Source organism: Burkholderia sp. HI2714 (genome assembly GCF_002223085.1).
GTDB classification, from domain to species: Bacteria; Pseudomonadota; Gammaproteobacteria; order Burkholderiales; family Burkholderiaceae; genus Burkholderia; species Burkholderia lata_D.
On sequence record NZ_NKFM01000073.1, the window covers coordinates 1 to 14,915 of the forward strand.

12 protein-coding genes are annotated in these 14,915 nt (G+C 62.6%); all 12 read right to left on the bottom strand.

Annotation, left to right across the window (positions count from 1 at the left end; genetic code table 11):
- Window positions 1–155: 155 nt before the first annotated feature.
- The 12 genes from CFB82_RS39770 to CFB82_RS39825 all read right to left on the bottom strand — a co-directional run bounded on the left by CFB82_RS39770 (window position 156) and on the right by CFB82_RS39825 (window position 14,910).
- On the bottom strand, window positions 156–1,007 hold the full coding sequence (locus tag CFB82_RS39770; protein ID WP_089487711.1) for a hypothetical protein: 852 nt from the start codon (window positions 1,005–1,007) through the stop codon (window positions 156–158).
- A 295-nt stretch (window positions 1,008–1,302) separates the two neighbouring features.
- Window positions 1,303–2,460, bottom strand: a complete 1,158-nt coding sequence (gene tssA, locus CFB82_RS39775) for a type VI secretion system protein TssA (protein WP_089487712.1) — start codon at window positions 2,458–2,460, stop codon at window positions 1,303–1,305.
- Complete coding sequence (locus CFB82_RS39780) at window positions 2,457–6,644, bottom strand: type VI secretion system protein (RefSeq protein ID WP_089487713.1); 4,188 nt, start codon at window positions 6,642–6,644, stop codon at window positions 2,457–2,459. Before CFB82_RS39780 ends, tssA begins: the two co-directional genes overlap by 4 nt.
- A 67-nt stretch (window positions 6,645–6,711) precedes the next feature.
- Window positions 6,712–7,464, bottom strand: a complete 753-nt coding sequence (locus tag CFB82_RS39785; RefSeq protein WP_089487714.1) for a DotU family type IV/VI secretion system protein — start codon at window positions 7,462–7,464, stop codon at window positions 6,712–6,714.
- A gap of 82 nt (window positions 7,465–7,546) precedes the next feature.
- Complete coding sequence (gene tssK / locus CFB82_RS39790; protein ID WP_089487715.1) at window positions 7,547–8,881, bottom strand: type VI secretion system baseplate subunit TssK; 1,335 nt, start codon at window positions 8,879–8,881, stop codon at window positions 7,547–7,549.
- Window positions 8,878–9,378, bottom strand: a complete 501-nt coding sequence (locus CFB82_RS39795; RefSeq protein ID WP_089487716.1) for a hypothetical protein — start codon at window positions 9,376–9,378, stop codon at window positions 8,878–8,880. Before CFB82_RS39795 ends, tssK begins: the two co-directional genes overlap by 4 nt.
- Window positions 9,375–10,799 (bottom strand): dicarboxylate/amino acid:cation symporter, encoded by a 1,425-nt coding sequence (locus CFB82_RS39800; protein ID WP_089487717.1) that lies wholly within the window; start codon window positions 10,797–10,799, stop codon window positions 9,375–9,377. The genes CFB82_RS39795 and CFB82_RS39800 overlap by 4 nt, the downstream gene beginning before the upstream one ends.
- On the bottom strand, window positions 10,796–11,497 hold the full coding sequence (locus tag CFB82_RS39805) for an aspartate/glutamate racemase family protein (RefSeq protein ID WP_089487718.1): 702 nt from the start codon (window positions 11,495–11,497) through the stop codon (window positions 10,796–10,798). Before CFB82_RS39805 ends, CFB82_RS39800 begins: the two co-directional genes overlap by 4 nt.
- A 20-nt stretch (window positions 11,498–11,517) precedes the next feature.
- Window positions 11,518–12,276, bottom strand: coding sequence for an IS5 family transposase (locus tag CFB82_RS39810; RefSeq protein ID WP_089487733.1), 759 nt, complete (start codon window positions 12,274–12,276; stop codon window positions 11,518–11,520).
- Window positions 12,277–12,334: 58 nt separating this feature from the next.
- Window positions 12,335–13,609: a dicarboxylate/amino acid:cation symporter gene (locus tag CFB82_RS39815; protein ID WP_089487719.1), complete on the bottom strand. Its 1,275-nt coding sequence runs from the start codon at window positions 13,607–13,609 to the stop codon at window positions 12,335–12,337.
- 37 nt (window positions 13,610–13,646) lie between these two features.
- The gene (locus tag CFB82_RS39820) at window positions 13,647–14,639 is read right to left on the bottom strand and encodes an ABC transporter substrate-binding protein (protein WP_089487720.1); all 993 of its coding nucleotides are present in this window, start codon (window positions 14,637–14,639) and stop codon (window positions 13,647–13,649) included.
- Between the two features lie 13 nt (window positions 14,640–14,652).
- Complete coding sequence (locus tag CFB82_RS39825; protein WP_089487721.1) at window positions 14,653–14,910, bottom strand: hypothetical protein; 258 nt, start codon at window positions 14,908–14,910, stop codon at window positions 14,653–14,655.
- Window positions 14,911–14,915 lie beyond the last annotated feature (5 nt).

Below are 14,915 nucleotides of genomic sequence, written 5' to 3' on the forward strand. Positions count from 1 at the left end.
AGCAGCGCGAGGGCGTGATCATTGCGAACCTCGTGAACCGGTGGAACAGCTTCGGCAAGGCGATTTGCGTCAAGACAGCCTAATTGCGCCCGCAACCAACTGAGCGCATACCCTGTCGAACAAAGCCGATTATAGAGACATTTCATGTCGAAGGCTTACTTACTCTCGATTTGGTAATCATCCGACTTTACTGTGACGGCCGCAAAAACCACCGGTGTTGCCGCCATCGAGACTTTACCTGCCCACTGCTTGACGTCCTGCCATTGTGCCGGGTTGTACTGGTACTTTGCTTCTTTCTTAACGCAGCACCACCTCTCGCAATTTCCATGTTCAGTGGCGATTAGTGCGGCGACCTGATTCGACGTACTGGTGTTGACAACCTTCGCTCTATCATCGTTTTTCTTTTTAAGCTTTTCTTTTACATCATGCAAGTTTTTCCCCTGCGTCGCGTCCACGTCAACGATCCAATTGTTCACGAGCGTCAAAACGTCATTGAAATGTTCCAACTCTTTCTTAAGCTTGTCCTTTCGACGTTCGACCTGCTCAATCAGAAGAGCGAGCCTGTACATGTTGTCACACGTCTCATCGCTGCTGTTGTATTCTCTTATACCATCGTTAAGTGCTTCGAACGCATGCGCAAGCTTCCAGCGATACCGATCAAGATTTTCTATCGTCAGATCCTTGATTTCAAATTTTGCCGCTTCTTCAGGAGTTATGGCGCCGGATAATTGACTTTCGCGCACTTTGCCACGAACGGCGTCACTGACCGTATCGACGATTGCACTCGATATAGCGCCGACAACTGGCACGGGTATAAGGGCAAGAAATAGCTTACCGATACTTGTCGCCGCACCGATGGCTTTACTGGCAGCGGAACCTTTGCTCGAAATGGCACTCCGCCCGTTGTGAAGGAGCCTGGAGTGAAGGATCTGCTCATTCCAGGTTTTTCCGGCAACTTCCGCCTTAGCCTGCACAAACGGATCTGGATTGAAATACGGAGTAGGCATGTTGGTCTCCTTAAGCTCTCAACAGAAAGTAAATCTATAATTTAATCCGAATCCTTGAAGGACCGTATCGACGTCTTCTTCAAGGGTTTGGATGTCACGCGCCTTGAAGGCCAGCCACTCATATTTCATCTTGTGCCACAGTTTCTCGATGCGATTGAGCTCCGGGCTGTAGTGCGACCGGCGGCTTCTTTTTGCCAACTTCAGGTTTCTTTTCCTGGTCCCTATGACCAGCTCAGGCCCCGACCGTTCCACTTACCGACCTGTCCGAATTCCCGGCGCCACCTCAGCTACTCCCTCATTCAAGTCCAAGCATCGCAAGATAGCGCGACATGTCGCCCTCCGTGCGCACCACCTCGCGCATCAGCTCCGGCAACGGCATTTGTCCCCACAACACGACGCGCTGTAACAGATACGGTGTCGGGCTGTGCGGTTCGTGCTCGATCAGATAGCGGGCCACGAGCTCGAGTAACTGGTAGGCGTGCGCTCGGCTATCCACTCTCGCAGGCAGAGGCCTGCCATCGGCAGCCGTGGACGGCTCGTGTCCAGCCAGCGATTCCAGCGAAGCGTTGCTCATGACGATCTCCTTCGAAGCCGCGTGTGTAGTCGCACCCGTCGCGCCGGAGAAGTCCCGTGCGGTGTCGTCATCGGCATTGCGTTGCGGTGCCGCAGGCCGCGCATGGTCACCAAGCAAGTTCGTCACCGCCAACGAAAGCCGCATGAGAACGTCATCCACGCGACCGAGATGCGGTGAATCATGTTGCAGCAGCTCGTCGAGCAGGTCTTTTAATGTACTCCACGCTGCCCGTGCCGCTTCAAGTTGCTGACGCAACGACATCAGGGCAGTCAAATTGCTACCCTGCTTCATATGCCGTTCGAGCAGATCGCGAGAGAGATCCGCCGCCTGCGCATCGTCGCCTTTCGCAATCATGCGCTGCCACTCGTCGAGGTTCACGTGCGCCGGTTCACGCTCATCGATGACAAGCAGCGGTACGTGCAGCGTCAGCACGAGCGGCAACGTGTCATCGAGCCAGACAAACGGCGCGGCACGCGCATCGGCATCACCCTCCTCCAGCATCGGCCAGGCGCTTGACCAGTATTGTTCGGCGATGCCCATCAGCAAGCGTGTACCAATCATAAAGCCTTCTATGCTATGCAAATGCACCCATGCCTCGCACAGCCACGCCGCAAGCTGAAAATCTTTGCTGCGCGTCGCGAGCGCGTCGAGGCTCAATGCCGCAACGCGTTTCCAGTCAGCCTTGATGAGCGGGCGCTCCCATTCGCCCATTGGCAGGCTCGCATCGTCGTGGTGTCGCGCGTCGCGGATCTGCTGGTACACCGGTTCGTAGCGCAGCGAATAGCCTGCGCCGCCTTCGCCGCCGGACACGGGTGCTAGCAGCGCATCGAAGTCGGCACCAAAGCCCGTCTCGACATCAATCGGAAAATCCTGCTTCATAGTGCACTCCACTCCGGTGTGCGCACCGGGAAGCTGCTGGGCCATAGCAGTGGCGTTTTCTTGCCGGCGGGCATGAGCGCGATGCGCACATAAACGCGCCCATACGCCTGCTTCGGCAAAAGCGAAAGATCGGTGGGGTTTTCCGTGCTCAGCGGAAACTCGATTTTCAGCAGTTGAGAGGTGCGCTCGCCGCTACCGCTGGCGTCGGCTACGCGCTGGCGGTTGATGAACGTGATGAGCGCCCACGGATCGGAGAACTGCCATGTGACCGTGCGCCCGTCGGTCGAGTAGGCTGGCTGCTGCGCGTCCGCTGCGGCCGCCAGCGGCGAGTCCTTCGCGAAGCGCAGCACGAGCGAGACCGACGTGCCGAAGTCCCAGTGCAGCGCACGCGGCGCTTCTTGCATCGATAGACTCTGCGAGCCGATGGTGAGCGTCCAGTCGATTATCTGGTTCGCCGCGACTTCAGCGTTCCGGTTGACGCGGAACTCGACGTTCACGTCGTAGCCTGCTGCCGCACCGTCGTCGGATGGATAGAGCGGCGCGAGCAGGGCCTTCACCTGGTCGAAGTTCTCGATGAACCGGCGCACCTTGTGGTTCGTCATCGACGAAGCGCCGGAGCCCGACGCATGGAACGTCTGCGAAACCGGCTCGTAGCGCTTGAGCACCTGACCCAGTTCGCCAATGTCGGCTACACCCGGCATGCCGTTGTTACGCGTGGCGACGCGCAGCATGTCGCCGTTGTCGAACGGCATGCGCCCTGCGACGCTCCTGTTGAACGCCGTGGCGAAATTGCCCCACTGTTGGCGCATGTCGAACACGTACCACTGGCTGCAACGCGCACGCAGGCTGTCATACAGCCGTGCGTGCAGCGTGGCGAAGTAGTCGTCGCCGTTCGTCGATGGCCGGCCGGTGAACTTCGACATGCAGCCGGTCAGGCCGGAATCGGCTGCAACGGAAAGCGCGAACTGCTCGAGGCGCAGCAGGCTGCTGTTCGGGTTCTTCAGGCGGTAGCGCTCCAGGTCGTGATTGATCGCCTGCCAGCGCTGCGCGAGCGGCGAGGTGGCGTCGCTCGTGTCGAGTGCGGCGAGATACGTCGAAGCCTGCTTGCCGAGCGCGAGTGCGCGTGACGACTGCTGGTCGAGATACTGCGCGAGCCCGGCCGCGTCGGCAACGCCGAACGCCGCGAGAATCGGCGAACGCAAGTTGTGCGCGCTATCGCTCGCATACTGGCGCGTGGCGTACAGTTCTGACCGCATGAGCACGTCGTCCACGCGGCGCAGGTGCGACATGGCGTCGTTCGACACCAGTGTTTCAAGGTCCTCAAGTTGAGCACTCGCGCGAAGCTCAGTGAGCAGCGCCTCGATGCGCGCGAGCCGCGCACGAGCCGCGTCGAACGCCGCGCTGTCCGCTTCAACAGGCGTCGTGGTGATATTTGCGGCCGCAGCGGTCTGGTCGAGGATCAGACGCGCGAATTGCTGATCGAGCGCAGTCTCGATGTGGGGACGTACCGCCGCAGGCAAATTCGTAAGGCCCCCGGCGAGGAAGCGCTGGCGCACGTCGCCAAATGCGAGCGCTTGGTCGAGCTGCGCGCGGTCCCAGACGATCGTCGAGCCATCAGTGAGCGTGGGCAACTCACGGTTGCGCGGCGCCACCATGAACGGCTGGCTCAGCAGTCCCGATAAACCATCGCGCAATGCGGCCCGGCCCGGCGAAACGCTATAGCGCGCATCCTTTTCGACCCAGATGACGCCGCTGTCCACGCCGCCGAACTGCTGTGCAAACTCGCTGCGGAAGGCCTGGAACGCGGTGTCATCGCGCTGGCGGATCTGCGCGGCGAGATCGGCACCGAGCAGGCGGTTCTGCGCCACGCGCGCAAACGTCCGGTCGTACGTCGCCCCCGGTATGAATTGCGTCTGATGGATCCACCCTCCCTGGCCTGAGGCTAGCAGGTCGCGCTGCGTGTCAATCCCGGCCACCACCGCGCGGTAGCCATTCGTGATACTCGTGAAATCGCCCGCGCCCGAGTCGGCCACGGTTAGGCTGCTCAGATGAGCGGAAATGGCACGTTCCGCGACCAGCAGCGGATTGCCAGTGAACATGGTGGCGTGGAGTTGCTGAGCGCCCTTATCAAGCGTGCAGCGCAGCGCCTGCTGTACGACCGGAAGATTGATGCCCATCGGGCCGTTGCCGGTCACTTTGTGGCCGTCCTGATCACGATAGAAGTAAGGTACGATGCCTGCGACGCTGCCCTGAAGGTCCGCGCCGAGCGCATAGCGCACCACGAGCCGCAACGAGTCGGCGTTATCGGGCGTGGGATGCTGCAGACGCTGCAGCGCCTGCAGCGCCGCGTCGAGCTGATCGACGTTGTTCACATAGAACTGAAGCGCGCGCATCTGCGGCAAATTATCGACCGCGAGGCCGAGCGGCCTGCCTGCGCCGATGCCGCTCGCGCCGGGTGCCACACAGTCGTCGCCGATGATCAGCTGGCCCGTGCTCGGGTCGCGCCCCACGCCGGTGAGCCGGCTCACGTGCGCATACATTTCGCGCTCCAGGGCGGCAACGGTGATTTCGCCAAATTCGCGTTCGAAGCGATCCTTCACGCGTGTGTTCAGGTCATCGACGAAGGCCCACGAGCCAGGCATGAAGATCGTCCAGCCGCTGTTCGTCCTGAGGTTCTGGTTCATTGAGATCAGCGCAAGGGCCTTACGGCGATACCAATCGGCGGGCAAGCCCTGGTCTTGCTGCGCGGCGTTCGCGCGCTCATCCGAGTCGCGGCGCAGCGTGCCGAGGGCCGCAATGAGCTCGCCGTTGCAATGACTTAGCTGTACCGTCGCGACGACGAGCCCGAGACCCCAGCCGCCGAGCAACGCAATGCCACCCCAGCGCAGCGCGCGGTTAAGCACGGGACGCGTGAGGTGCTGTGAGCGTGAAGGCCGCGTGAGGCCATATTCGAGGAAAATCTTCTTCTCGAACAGATCGCGCAGGAACGCAGGCTGCAGCATGAGATCGTTGATTTGACCGCCGGGCTCGCGCTGGTCGTCGCCCATCTCCGCGTCCGCCGCGTTATCGATGTCATACACGGCGTAGCGGGACTCGCTCGCCGCGTACGGCGCAAGCGCCTCGTGAGCCTCGCCGGTGAGCGAGTCGAGCTCGCCCTCCACCGTCGGGGCCGCGGCCTGCGCCACACTCCATTGCGTGAATTCGCTCGCGTCGCCGGTCAGGTAGATACCGCGGAAGAAGAACGGCTCGTGGTACGCGCTCGCGCGCAGCAGTTCGTCGACGTAGAGCTGGAGCTGCGCGCGCATGGCGTCGATGCGCGATGGCAGTTGCAGGAACTGACGCGCGTCGAGGTGGGCGGAATCGAGCGCGAACAGCTCGGCGCTCGCGTCCGAGACCGAGCGCATGATGCTGTTCATCGCCGTATCGACCCAGCCGGTCTGGTAGGTGGTCGAGAGATCGTAAGGCGAAGACCAACCAAGCATGCTCGCGCGCAATGGCTCGGGCAGCGAGCGCGCGAAGGTCGTGAAGCCCGGCAGCGACTCGCAGCTGGTCACGATCACGTAGACGGCGAAGCGCATCGCGAAGCGGTTCTGCGCGAGCCACAGGCGGCGGTGCGCAAGCTTCGCGTGGCGCATGAGCTCGAGGCGCGCGTCAGCATCGTCGGCGAGCAGCGTGGCCGCGGGCACCGTGATGACCACCGAGTCGAACGGGCGCTGCTGGCGATAGTTGCGGCACAGGCTCAGGAACTCGTCCCACGGCTTGCCGTCGCCATCATCGTCGGGCGAGCCCAGATAGGCCGCCTTGATGTCCACCACGATGCCGCGATCGAAGAAGTGCCACGAAATCCCCTGCGTGGCCGCGAGGCTCGCCGCGTCGACGCCGAGCACGCTCGCCACGCCCGCCTGGGCGATCGGCAGCGGACGCAGATCGTTGCCCTCGTTGAGGATCATGATCCACGGAATGTTGTAGCGCTCGGTGCGCGACGCGATGTTGCCTTCGATGAGCTCGACGGCCTGGCGGAACGCGCTGCGCAGCGAGTCCGAGCGCAGGCGCACGATCTTGCGCTCGGTGGCGGGCTTCGCGTGCGAGCCGTGCAGCGCAAAGTAGAATACCGCGCCGAGCACAGCACACGCGACGAGCGTGAGCACCGCGATGGAAAGCAGGAACATGTTGCTCGTCAGCATGAACGCGCCCTCACGAAAAACGGGCTCGACGGTGTCATTGCACGCTCGCGTATCAAACGATTTTGATTCATCGCCTCGCCTCCGTCGCCGGGTCGGTATGCAGGGCGGCGCGCACGGGCCACGACTGCCAAAGCCAGAGCACCTCGGAAATCGCCAGCAGCGACACAAGCGCCATCGTGAAAATCACGGCCCAGCGACTCAGGGTCGGCAGCTTGCGCGGTGCGACATGGGAGAGCGTGTTCCCGTAAGCGGCCTCAGAGAGCACACGGTCGCGGCCACCCAGATCGGCGCGTCGCTGATAGACGAACTCGTAGAGCTCCTCGTGGTAGCTGCGCAGGCGCTGGGTGGCGTCGGCGCCGCGAAAGCGCCCCTGGAAGCCCATGGCGAGCGAGAACAGATAGAGGCGTGCAATGCTGCGGCGTGAGCTTTCGCGCTCAGACAACAGCTGCTCAATGCGGCGGAACACGAGGTCGCCCGCCACATTGCTCCGGAACAGCGTCGATTCGAGCAGATACTCGGTCCAGCGCTCGCGCCCGGCCCATGGCGTGTTGAGCAGGATTTCGTCCGCGAGCACGGCCTTCAGGTAACGTGCGTCGGAGACAATCTCCATTTCGAAGCGTGTGGTGTCGCGCCGCGACTGCAGCGTCTGGATCTCCAGCAGGTTCAGCAGGTGGCGGCTCAGACCTTGCGCGGCGAGGTCCGGGTCTGTGCCGGGCAGTTCGGAAAAGCGCGCCTGAGCCTTCACGAGCTCGTCGAGGAAGGTCCGGAACTGTTCCGTCACGAGATCATCTTCTTCGGGTTCTAGTCGGATGCGTGCCATGCTCAGCGTGCCTTTGCGTTTAACATCTTCATTGCTTTCATCGTTGCATGATGTGGCGTGGTTCTCGTCATCGTCGCTTGCCTCATCCCTTCACGAACAGCAACACTTCATGAGGCCGTTGCGCGCTCGCATATTCGTTAGGATTGCTTATCAAGAGAATTTCTCTTTCGAGCACGAGCGTGGACTCTGTCGTTACCTCAAACAGTAGGTAGCCCGAACCCGAGCGCAAACCAAGATCCTCGGCATAGTCGATGCCGCGCCGCGCCGCGCCGAGCACCCGGCGGCTGCGCAGCGAGGCGTAGACCGACTGCGAGCCAATCACCGCTCCGTCCATCCAGGCAAGCAGGTCCCGATCGGACTGGCCGCGCAGGCCCAAGACGAGCCGCTCGCTGATCCAGTCCGGATGCAGCGCGATTTCGAACGCGCCGTGCCGGAATTCGAACTTGTGCTCGCGATACTCTTCGTTCACCTCCGACATTGACTCACGCAGCGAGCGCAGCAGCGGCGTGAACACCGAGAGCGGATCGCCGTGATTGTAGTCAGGCGGCACGGGCGGCAGGCCGCCTGGCTTAAGCATGGCGAGCGAGCCGTTGAGTGCGGCCAGCGCGTGATACAGCGCGAGCGGATGCAGATGCGGCGTTCGCAGCACAGCTTCGGCAAGCGGCAGCGCGCTCAGCAGGCTGCGCAGGCGGTCCTTCAGCTCCAGCTGCGCGAGGCGATCGCCGACCTGCGATGACGGATTCGCGGTCTGTCGCGCGACATATGCCGCCTTGCCGCGCAATTGACCCAACAGCGACGCCACGCTCGTCCACATGGGATTGTCACGGGCGACTTCGAGCAGCGGCGGCTGGTGCTCTCCGAGGCGGACCACTTCATTATCCTTGTAGAGTGAGCCGAGACGCAGCCATACATGCATCGCCGACGGCAGTTCGCCAGCCGCCAGCGCAAGGTTCGGAACGAGACGAGGAATGTCGGCAGGCGGAGCGTCGGACACTAGGTCCTCCACCGGCGCGGCCGACGTCGAGCGAAAGCGCCTGACCTGCGCCGCACGTCGCATCGTCGAGGCGCCGGGCAGCACTAGATAAAAGTCGAGTGGTCCGTTCGAAAGCTCGTCGGCAAACGGCTCCAGCGACAATTCAAGCCGCTCAGCACCCGCAGCCTGCACTTGATAGGTGACAGCCGTACCGTCTGGCAGGATTGCGTCGAGTTCAAGTACTCGCAGTTGCCCCGCAGGCAGCAGACCGTTATCGAACACGAGGCGGCGCACGCCCCAGCTGAACGGCGCTGCCGCGAGCGCCTGCCAGGCCACGAGCGCATCGGTACGCGAAGTCATCTGCTGAAAATGCTGGGGCGAGAGCAACATGCCCTCAAACCACTCGATCCTCTCGGGTACTGCCATGTTGCGGTCATGCATCATTTCGAATCCACGACGGTAAGGTTATTGCTGTCCAGCTGTACCACCATGCGGCCACTAAAATGCTCGATTCGCGCGCGATGTGCGCCCGGCCCCCGATAGTTGGCGAACACGAACGCACCGGCCACGCGCGAGCCCGCGAATTCGTCGCCACTCACGCCCATATGTTGGCTCGGCACGATCTCCCAGCTGCGATAGCGCAGGTTCTTCGGATACGTGCTCACGAGGTCGTCGCGCACCGAGAACCATTTCGACGCCGTCATCTCGGCGAGGCGCGCGAGCATCGCGGGGTCGCTCACGAGCACGACATCCACGGCCACGGGGCTGTTGTTATTGGCGTCGTCGCTCGCCGTGAAGGTCACTTCTGACCACTTCGCCTTCTCGCCGCTCAAACCGAGCGTGCTACATCCGCCCAACGCGAACGCGACACCCGAGGCCACCAGCAACGCGGCCGCACCGCGCGCGAGCCGTTCGCGCAAACGCAATCCCACCTTCTTCATCTCGCTCCCACTCCAATTCCCATCAGCAATATCAGCGAGGCCACCATGACCGCGCAGCCCGCCGCCAGCACGAGCTGCCCGCGCGTGAACGTGAAGCGCAGCACCGGGCTCACCCCAGCCGCGCTGCCCTGCACCTCGACTGCCTCCTTGCGCTCCGAAGGTAGTCCGGCGGACACCAGTGCGATCACCGTGCATACCGAAAGCAGGCTCAGCGCGTTGCGCGGCCCTTCGCAGATCAGGTCGACCGACAAGAGCAGCACGCCCGCCGCCTCGACGGGCAGATGCAGCATGGACAGCACGAAGCCTGTGTAGCCCACGGCCACCACACCTCTCTGCCCCGCCGAAGCGAATGCGGCCACCACCGACGCCGCACACACGAGCGCGATCTCGCCCGCCCCGAGCGGCCGCTCGTAGAGATTGGCGACGAACACCGTCGCCAACGTGTAATACAGCGCCGAGCCTGCGCGCACGAACACCGAGCCGAACGGCATCACGAGCTCTACGACGCCACGGCCGAAGCCGAGGCGCTCGCTCATCGCTTCGATTGTGTGCGGAATCGGCGCGGTGGTGCTGCCCGACGTCAGGCCGATCAACAATGGCGCCTTCAGGCAACTCAGCGCTTGTAGCAACGGTCGCCCGGAGCGCGCCGCGATGGTTACGAGCGCGAGGATCGCAAGCACGAAAGCCGAGAGCGCGAAGCAAAGTAGGAAGCTGCTCATCGCCTCGAGCGTTACGCCCTGCGTGTGTGACGTGAGATGCGCAGCGACGCCGAACACTAGCACCGGATTGAGCAGGTTCGCTTGCGCGATGATGGTTTGGAGCGCACGGTAGACGCCTTCGAACACGCTGTTGAGCATGCGCGTCTGCTCGCGCGAGAGCGCCGCGAATGCGAGGCCGAACAGGATCGTGCCGGTCAGGATACCGAGCGAATGCCCCTGCGCCAGCACGCGATAGAAGTTGTCGGGGAAGATATCGTTCACGCTGATGATGCTCGTCCCGGCGCCCGTGCCGCCCGCGCCGCGGTCAAACAGCGCAACACGTACTTCGTCTGCGCTCGCGCTCTTGAGCACAAGCTCGCCGAGATGCGCACGTGCCTCGGCGGATAGATGCTGTCCGGGCATGGCGAGCACACCGATCAGCGTACCACCAATCGCGCTCAGCACCACGAGGGCAAGCGCGAGCAGCATGATGGTGCCCACGCGCGTGCGCGGACGCGGCAGCGCGATCACCTGCCGCAGTCCGAAAAACGTTGCGACAACCAGCAGCGGAATCGCCGCCATGTTGACGATGGATAGATACAGTTGACCGACAAAGTACGCGAGCGCGCCGGCCGGCTCGGCGAACACGCCGCACAGGCCACCCGTGGCGAGGCACACGATCAACCCGAGCGTGTTCTGCGAGAGCATATGCAGTGCTTTCATTCGGGACGATTCCAACCGCGCTCGCAGGCGTATTTCACAGTGGCGCGGGCGAGTTCGAGCGAGCTGTCGATGAGCGTGAGCGGCAGCGACGCAATGCGCTGCGCCGCCAGCGGAATCTCGGTGCAGGCCATGAGCGCCATACACACGTCCTGGCTCGCGAGCGTCTTAAGCACTTCTTCCAGGCGCGCGCCAGCCACATCGAGCTTGCCCGCCTTCACTTCACGGATGCACGCCGCCACGCGCAATTGCATTGACTTGTCGGGCACCACGGGCTCGATGTCGAAATCGACGAGCGTCTGCTGGTAGAAGCCCGACACGAGTGCGCCGCCGGTGGCGAGGACCGCCACGCGGTGTGCCGTGCGCGGTACGGCCGCCACGCACGCCTGCACGATGTGCAGAACCGGTGCTTTGCTGCGCTCGCGCATCGGATCGTACCAGTGATGTGCCGAGTTGCACGGAATCACAATTAGGCCCACGCCGTTCTGGTTCAGCAGGTCAATGCCGTCGAGTAGAGCCGGAAGTGGATCGGCACCACCGTTGATGATCGCGTTCGAGCGGTCCTCGATGTGAGGCAAGTTCGCCACCAGCAGCGGAATATGCTCCTGATCACTGCTCGCCATGGTCAGGCGCACGATCTTGTCCATGAAGTCGACGGTCGCGAGCGGCCCCATGCCGCCAAGAATCCCGACCATTGCCATCTGAGGCTCCTAGATCCTGTTCACATTCTCACCAGCGGCCCAAAGGCGCAGGCAAGCACCGCGAAGGCGAGATAGTTGCCTGCGAGCTTGTCGTAGCGAGTGGAGACGCGACGAAAATGTTTGATGCGATTGAAAAGGCGTTCGACGATGTTCCGAGTCCGGTACAGCTTGCGGCTGTAGCGACGCTTGGTCTTTCGATTCGAGCGCGGCGGAATAACGGCCTTCGCACGCGCAGCGTGAATGGTGTTGACGAAGGCATCCGAGTCATAGCCTTTGTCGGCGATCACGGCACCCGTGCGCAAATGCTCGACCAATTCGTGCGCACAGGAGATGTCCGAGACCTGCCCTTCGGTGGCGATCATTCGGAGAGGTCGTCCGGCTTCACCGACAGCCAAATGTAGCTTGGTCGTCAGTCCGTCGCGCGAACGCGCCGAGCGCTTGCGAACCGTTTTTTTTCGAGCACCGGCCGAATGCTGGTGGGCCCGCACGATGGTTGCGTCGATCAGCACGTGTTTGAGCTGCGTTTCGTCGGACACCATATGCGCCACGCGCTCCCACACACCTTTGCGACGCCACTGAGAGAACCGCATGTACACCGTATGCCATTTTCCGAATCCCTTCGGCAGATCGCGCCACGGGCAGCACGTCCGGCCAATCCAGAGAACGGCTTCGACAAACCAACGATTGTCGGACGCCGTTCGCCCCGGATCGCCCTCCTTGCCCGGTAGGGCGGATTCGATTCGTGCCCATACCTCATCGCACAGTAACGTTCGGATCATCTTGGCCCGCTCGTGCAAAGACAAGATGGAAACACATTTCATCCAATGTGAACAGGCCCTAGATCTTGAGCGGACGCGGGCAGATTACACAAACCGCCGCTGCATTGCCGATCACAAGCACCAGCGTGCGCAGCATGTCGCAGATCGGATCGACGGCGAGGAACAGGATGAACGCGGCCTCGAACGGCAGGCGCAGGTAGGCGCAGGTCATGCCCACGAGTGAAACCGTCACGAGACCCGTCGTGCCAGCCGAGGCAAAGCCGGCAAGCACCGAGGCGAGCAGCACCGTCACCACCTCCACCACCCCGAGAGAATGCCCGTAGAGCTGCGCGATGAAGAGCGTCGCACACACGTAATAGACCACCGGTCCTACGCGCAGCAGCGAGATCGTGAGCGGCACGAGCAGTTCGACGCGCGAGCGTGCGAAGCCGAGGCCGCCCGCGAGGCTCTCGATCATGCTGGGCATGCAAGCCGCGCTGTTGCGCGTGGCGAGCGCGAGCGCGAACGGTGCGCGCAGCGCGTCGAGGGTCTTGCCAAGGCTGTGGCTCGAGCGCTTCCATATGATGACGGCGGCGAGCACCAGCAGTAGCGCCGAGGCGACGAAGAAGGCCAGCACAAACTGCAGCATCGCGTGCAGCGGGTCAACCCCCGACTTGCCGAGCTGAGCCGCGCTCATGCAGAAGAGAATGAGCGGCAGCGGGTAGCTAAGCCAGTGCATAAGCTTCTGGCACGCGTGATAGACGGTTTCGAGCGACTGGCTCAGGCCCATCGAGATGCGCTCAGGCACGCACCCCACGGCCAAGCCAAACAGCAGCGCGAACACGAGCGCCTTCAGGGCGTCGCCGTTGGCGAGCACCGCGAAGATGTTGGTGGGCACGAGGCTCGCAAGCACGTCGGAGAGGTTGGGCGACTTTGCTGGCAGGTCGGCACCATAGAGGTTCATCACCGTGTCGCTCGACGAACTGTCGCTGCCGACCATCAGGCCGAAAGTTTGCATTGTCGCCGCAGACATGTTGGCGCCCGGTTGCATGACCAGCAGAACGATTGCGCCGACCACGGCGACCGTCGCCGACGCGCCGAGGAACACCAAGCTCACGCGCATGAGCAGCCGCGAAGTACCGCCGTCGCGAAAGAGCCGCTGCAGGCTGAAGATCACTGCGGAAATCATGAACGGCAAGGTCGTCATCTTCATCAGATCGACGTAAATGTCGCCGATAAAGGCGAGCTTTTGTGCGAGCTCTGGCAAGAGCAGGCCAAACACTCCGCCGAGCGCCAGACTGCCGATTACCACCCAAGGGGCGAGAGCGAATGCGTAAATCCTGCTGGAATTCATGGTGGTCTCCGTCGTGCTGTTTCCCACTGTTTGTCGATTAGTGATCCGCGGCCTGAAGGACCGCGTTCACGTCGAGCTTGACGCTGCGCTCGGCGAGGAATTGGTTGACAAACGAAAGCAGGGCCGGGGCATTCACGTTCACGCCGATAGCGAACGTGTCCTCCAAATCCCGAAGCGTCACGACGCGCAGGTTCAGCGAAGCGGTCGGATCCACCTTGAGCACGCGCTTGACTTCGAATTCGTCGCGATAGGCCGCCGTGATCTCGCCGGTGTTGAGCGCCTTGTGCACGTCGTTCCAGGTCGGATAGCTGCGCACCTGCGCACGCGGGAAATCGTTCATGACGTAGCCTGCGTACGACGAGTTCGACACCACTCCGATGCTGCCGTCGAACGAGCGCACCACCGCCGGCACCGACCGGCCGTTCGCGAGTTGCGCAAACTTGACGCGGTTGAGCAGCAGCGCGCGATTCAGGCGCAGGTACGGCGAGCTGAACGCAATCACGGTGGCACGCGTGAGGGTGCGCGAAAGCTTGCTCACCGCGATGTCGGCTTGGCCGCGCGCGAGCAGGTTCACCGCATCGTCGAAGGTGCGCGCACCGCGGTTAAAGCGCACCTTCACGTGGAGCTTGTTCGCCATCTCGCGCGCGAGGTCGATGTCGAGGCCTTCGAGTTTGCCGTTACGTTCCTCGAAGAACGGCGGCTGGTCCACGCCCAGCACAGCCACCACCAGTTCGCCGCGGCCAATGATGCGCGCGAACTCGGGCGCGAGCAGCCGTCCATCGGTCATCTGGACGAGACCGGTCGAGGTGGTGACGGGTGCGCTAGCCGGGGTCGCGATTGCGTTCATGAGCCCAGGCGTGCCAACGCCGGGCGGTGTCGCGGCGAGCGCGCTGGTTGCAGCGGCAAGCGTCGTGCCGGCAAGCGTCGCACCGATCCACGCACGCATCCTGCGTTGGACGACGCCCATCAGGGGCGCGGTTTGCGAGACGCGCATGTCGTTTGACAGAAAAATGAACAAGGAAGACGACATGAAATTACCGGTCTCAAGGAGTTGAAGAAGAGAGTGCGGGCGCCGCCGCCAAATCGCCCGCGTCGAGCGAAGACTGGGCGGCTGCGCCTGGCTGCGGCGCGACTGAAACGACGGCGGGCGCAGCACGAAGCGCGTCGGCGCTCTGCGTTGGCGACCGGCTCACGTGCGCGCCGATCTCCATACCGAGCAGGAACAGCAGCAGGCACAGCAGGAGCGCACAGATCACGGCGATCGTCACCATGCGCGAAGTCATCGAAAAAACGTATTGCATATATG

Bases quoted from the DNA above. Each gene is read 5' to 3' on its own strand.
- CFB82_RS39820 (WP_089487720.1), bottom strand. From the start codon at position 14,639: ATGTCGTCTTCCTTGTTCATTTTTCTGTCAAACGACATGCGCGTCTCG.
- CFB82_RS39825 (WP_089487721.1), bottom strand. From the start codon at position 14,910: ATGCAATACGTTTTTTCGATGACTTCGCGCATGGTGACGATCGCCGTG.
- CFB82_RS39785 (WP_089487714.1), bottom strand. From the start codon at position 7,464: ATGGCACGCATCCGACTAGAACCCGAAGAAGATGATCTCGTGACGGAA.
- CFB82_RS39800 (WP_089487717.1), bottom strand. From the start codon at position 10,799: ATGAAAGCACTGCATATGCTCTCGCAGAACACGCTCGGGTTGATCGTG.
- CFB82_RS39780 (WP_089487713.1), bottom strand. From the start codon at position 6,644: ATGCTGACGAGCAACATGTTCCTGCTTTCCATCGCGGTGCTCACGCTC.
- tssK (WP_089487715.1), bottom strand. From the start codon at position 8,881: ATGATGCATGACCGCAACATGGCAGTACCCGAGAGGATCGAGTGGTTT.
- CFB82_RS39770 (WP_089487711.1), bottom strand. From the start codon at position 1,007: ATGCCTACTCCGTATTTCAATCCAGATCCGTTTGTGCAGGCTAAGGCG.
- tssA (WP_089487712.1), bottom strand. From the start codon at position 2,460: ATGAAGCAGGATTTTCCGATTGATGTCGAGACGGGCTTTGGTGCCGAC.
- CFB82_RS39795 (WP_089487716.1), bottom strand. From the start codon at position 9,378: ATGAAGAAGGTGGGATTGCGTTTGCGCGAACGGCTCGCGCGCGGTGCG.
- CFB82_RS39805 (WP_089487718.1), bottom strand. From the start codon at position 11,497: ATGGCAATGGTCGGGATTCTTGGCGGCATGGGGCCGCTCGCGACCGTC.
- CFB82_RS39815 (WP_089487719.1), bottom strand. From the start codon at position 13,609: ATGAATTCCAGCAGGATTTACGCATTCGCTCTCGCCCCTTGGGTGGTA.
- CFB82_RS39810 (WP_089487733.1), bottom strand. From the start codon at position 12,276: ATGATCCGAACGTTACTGTGCGATGAGGTATGGGCACGAATCGAATCC.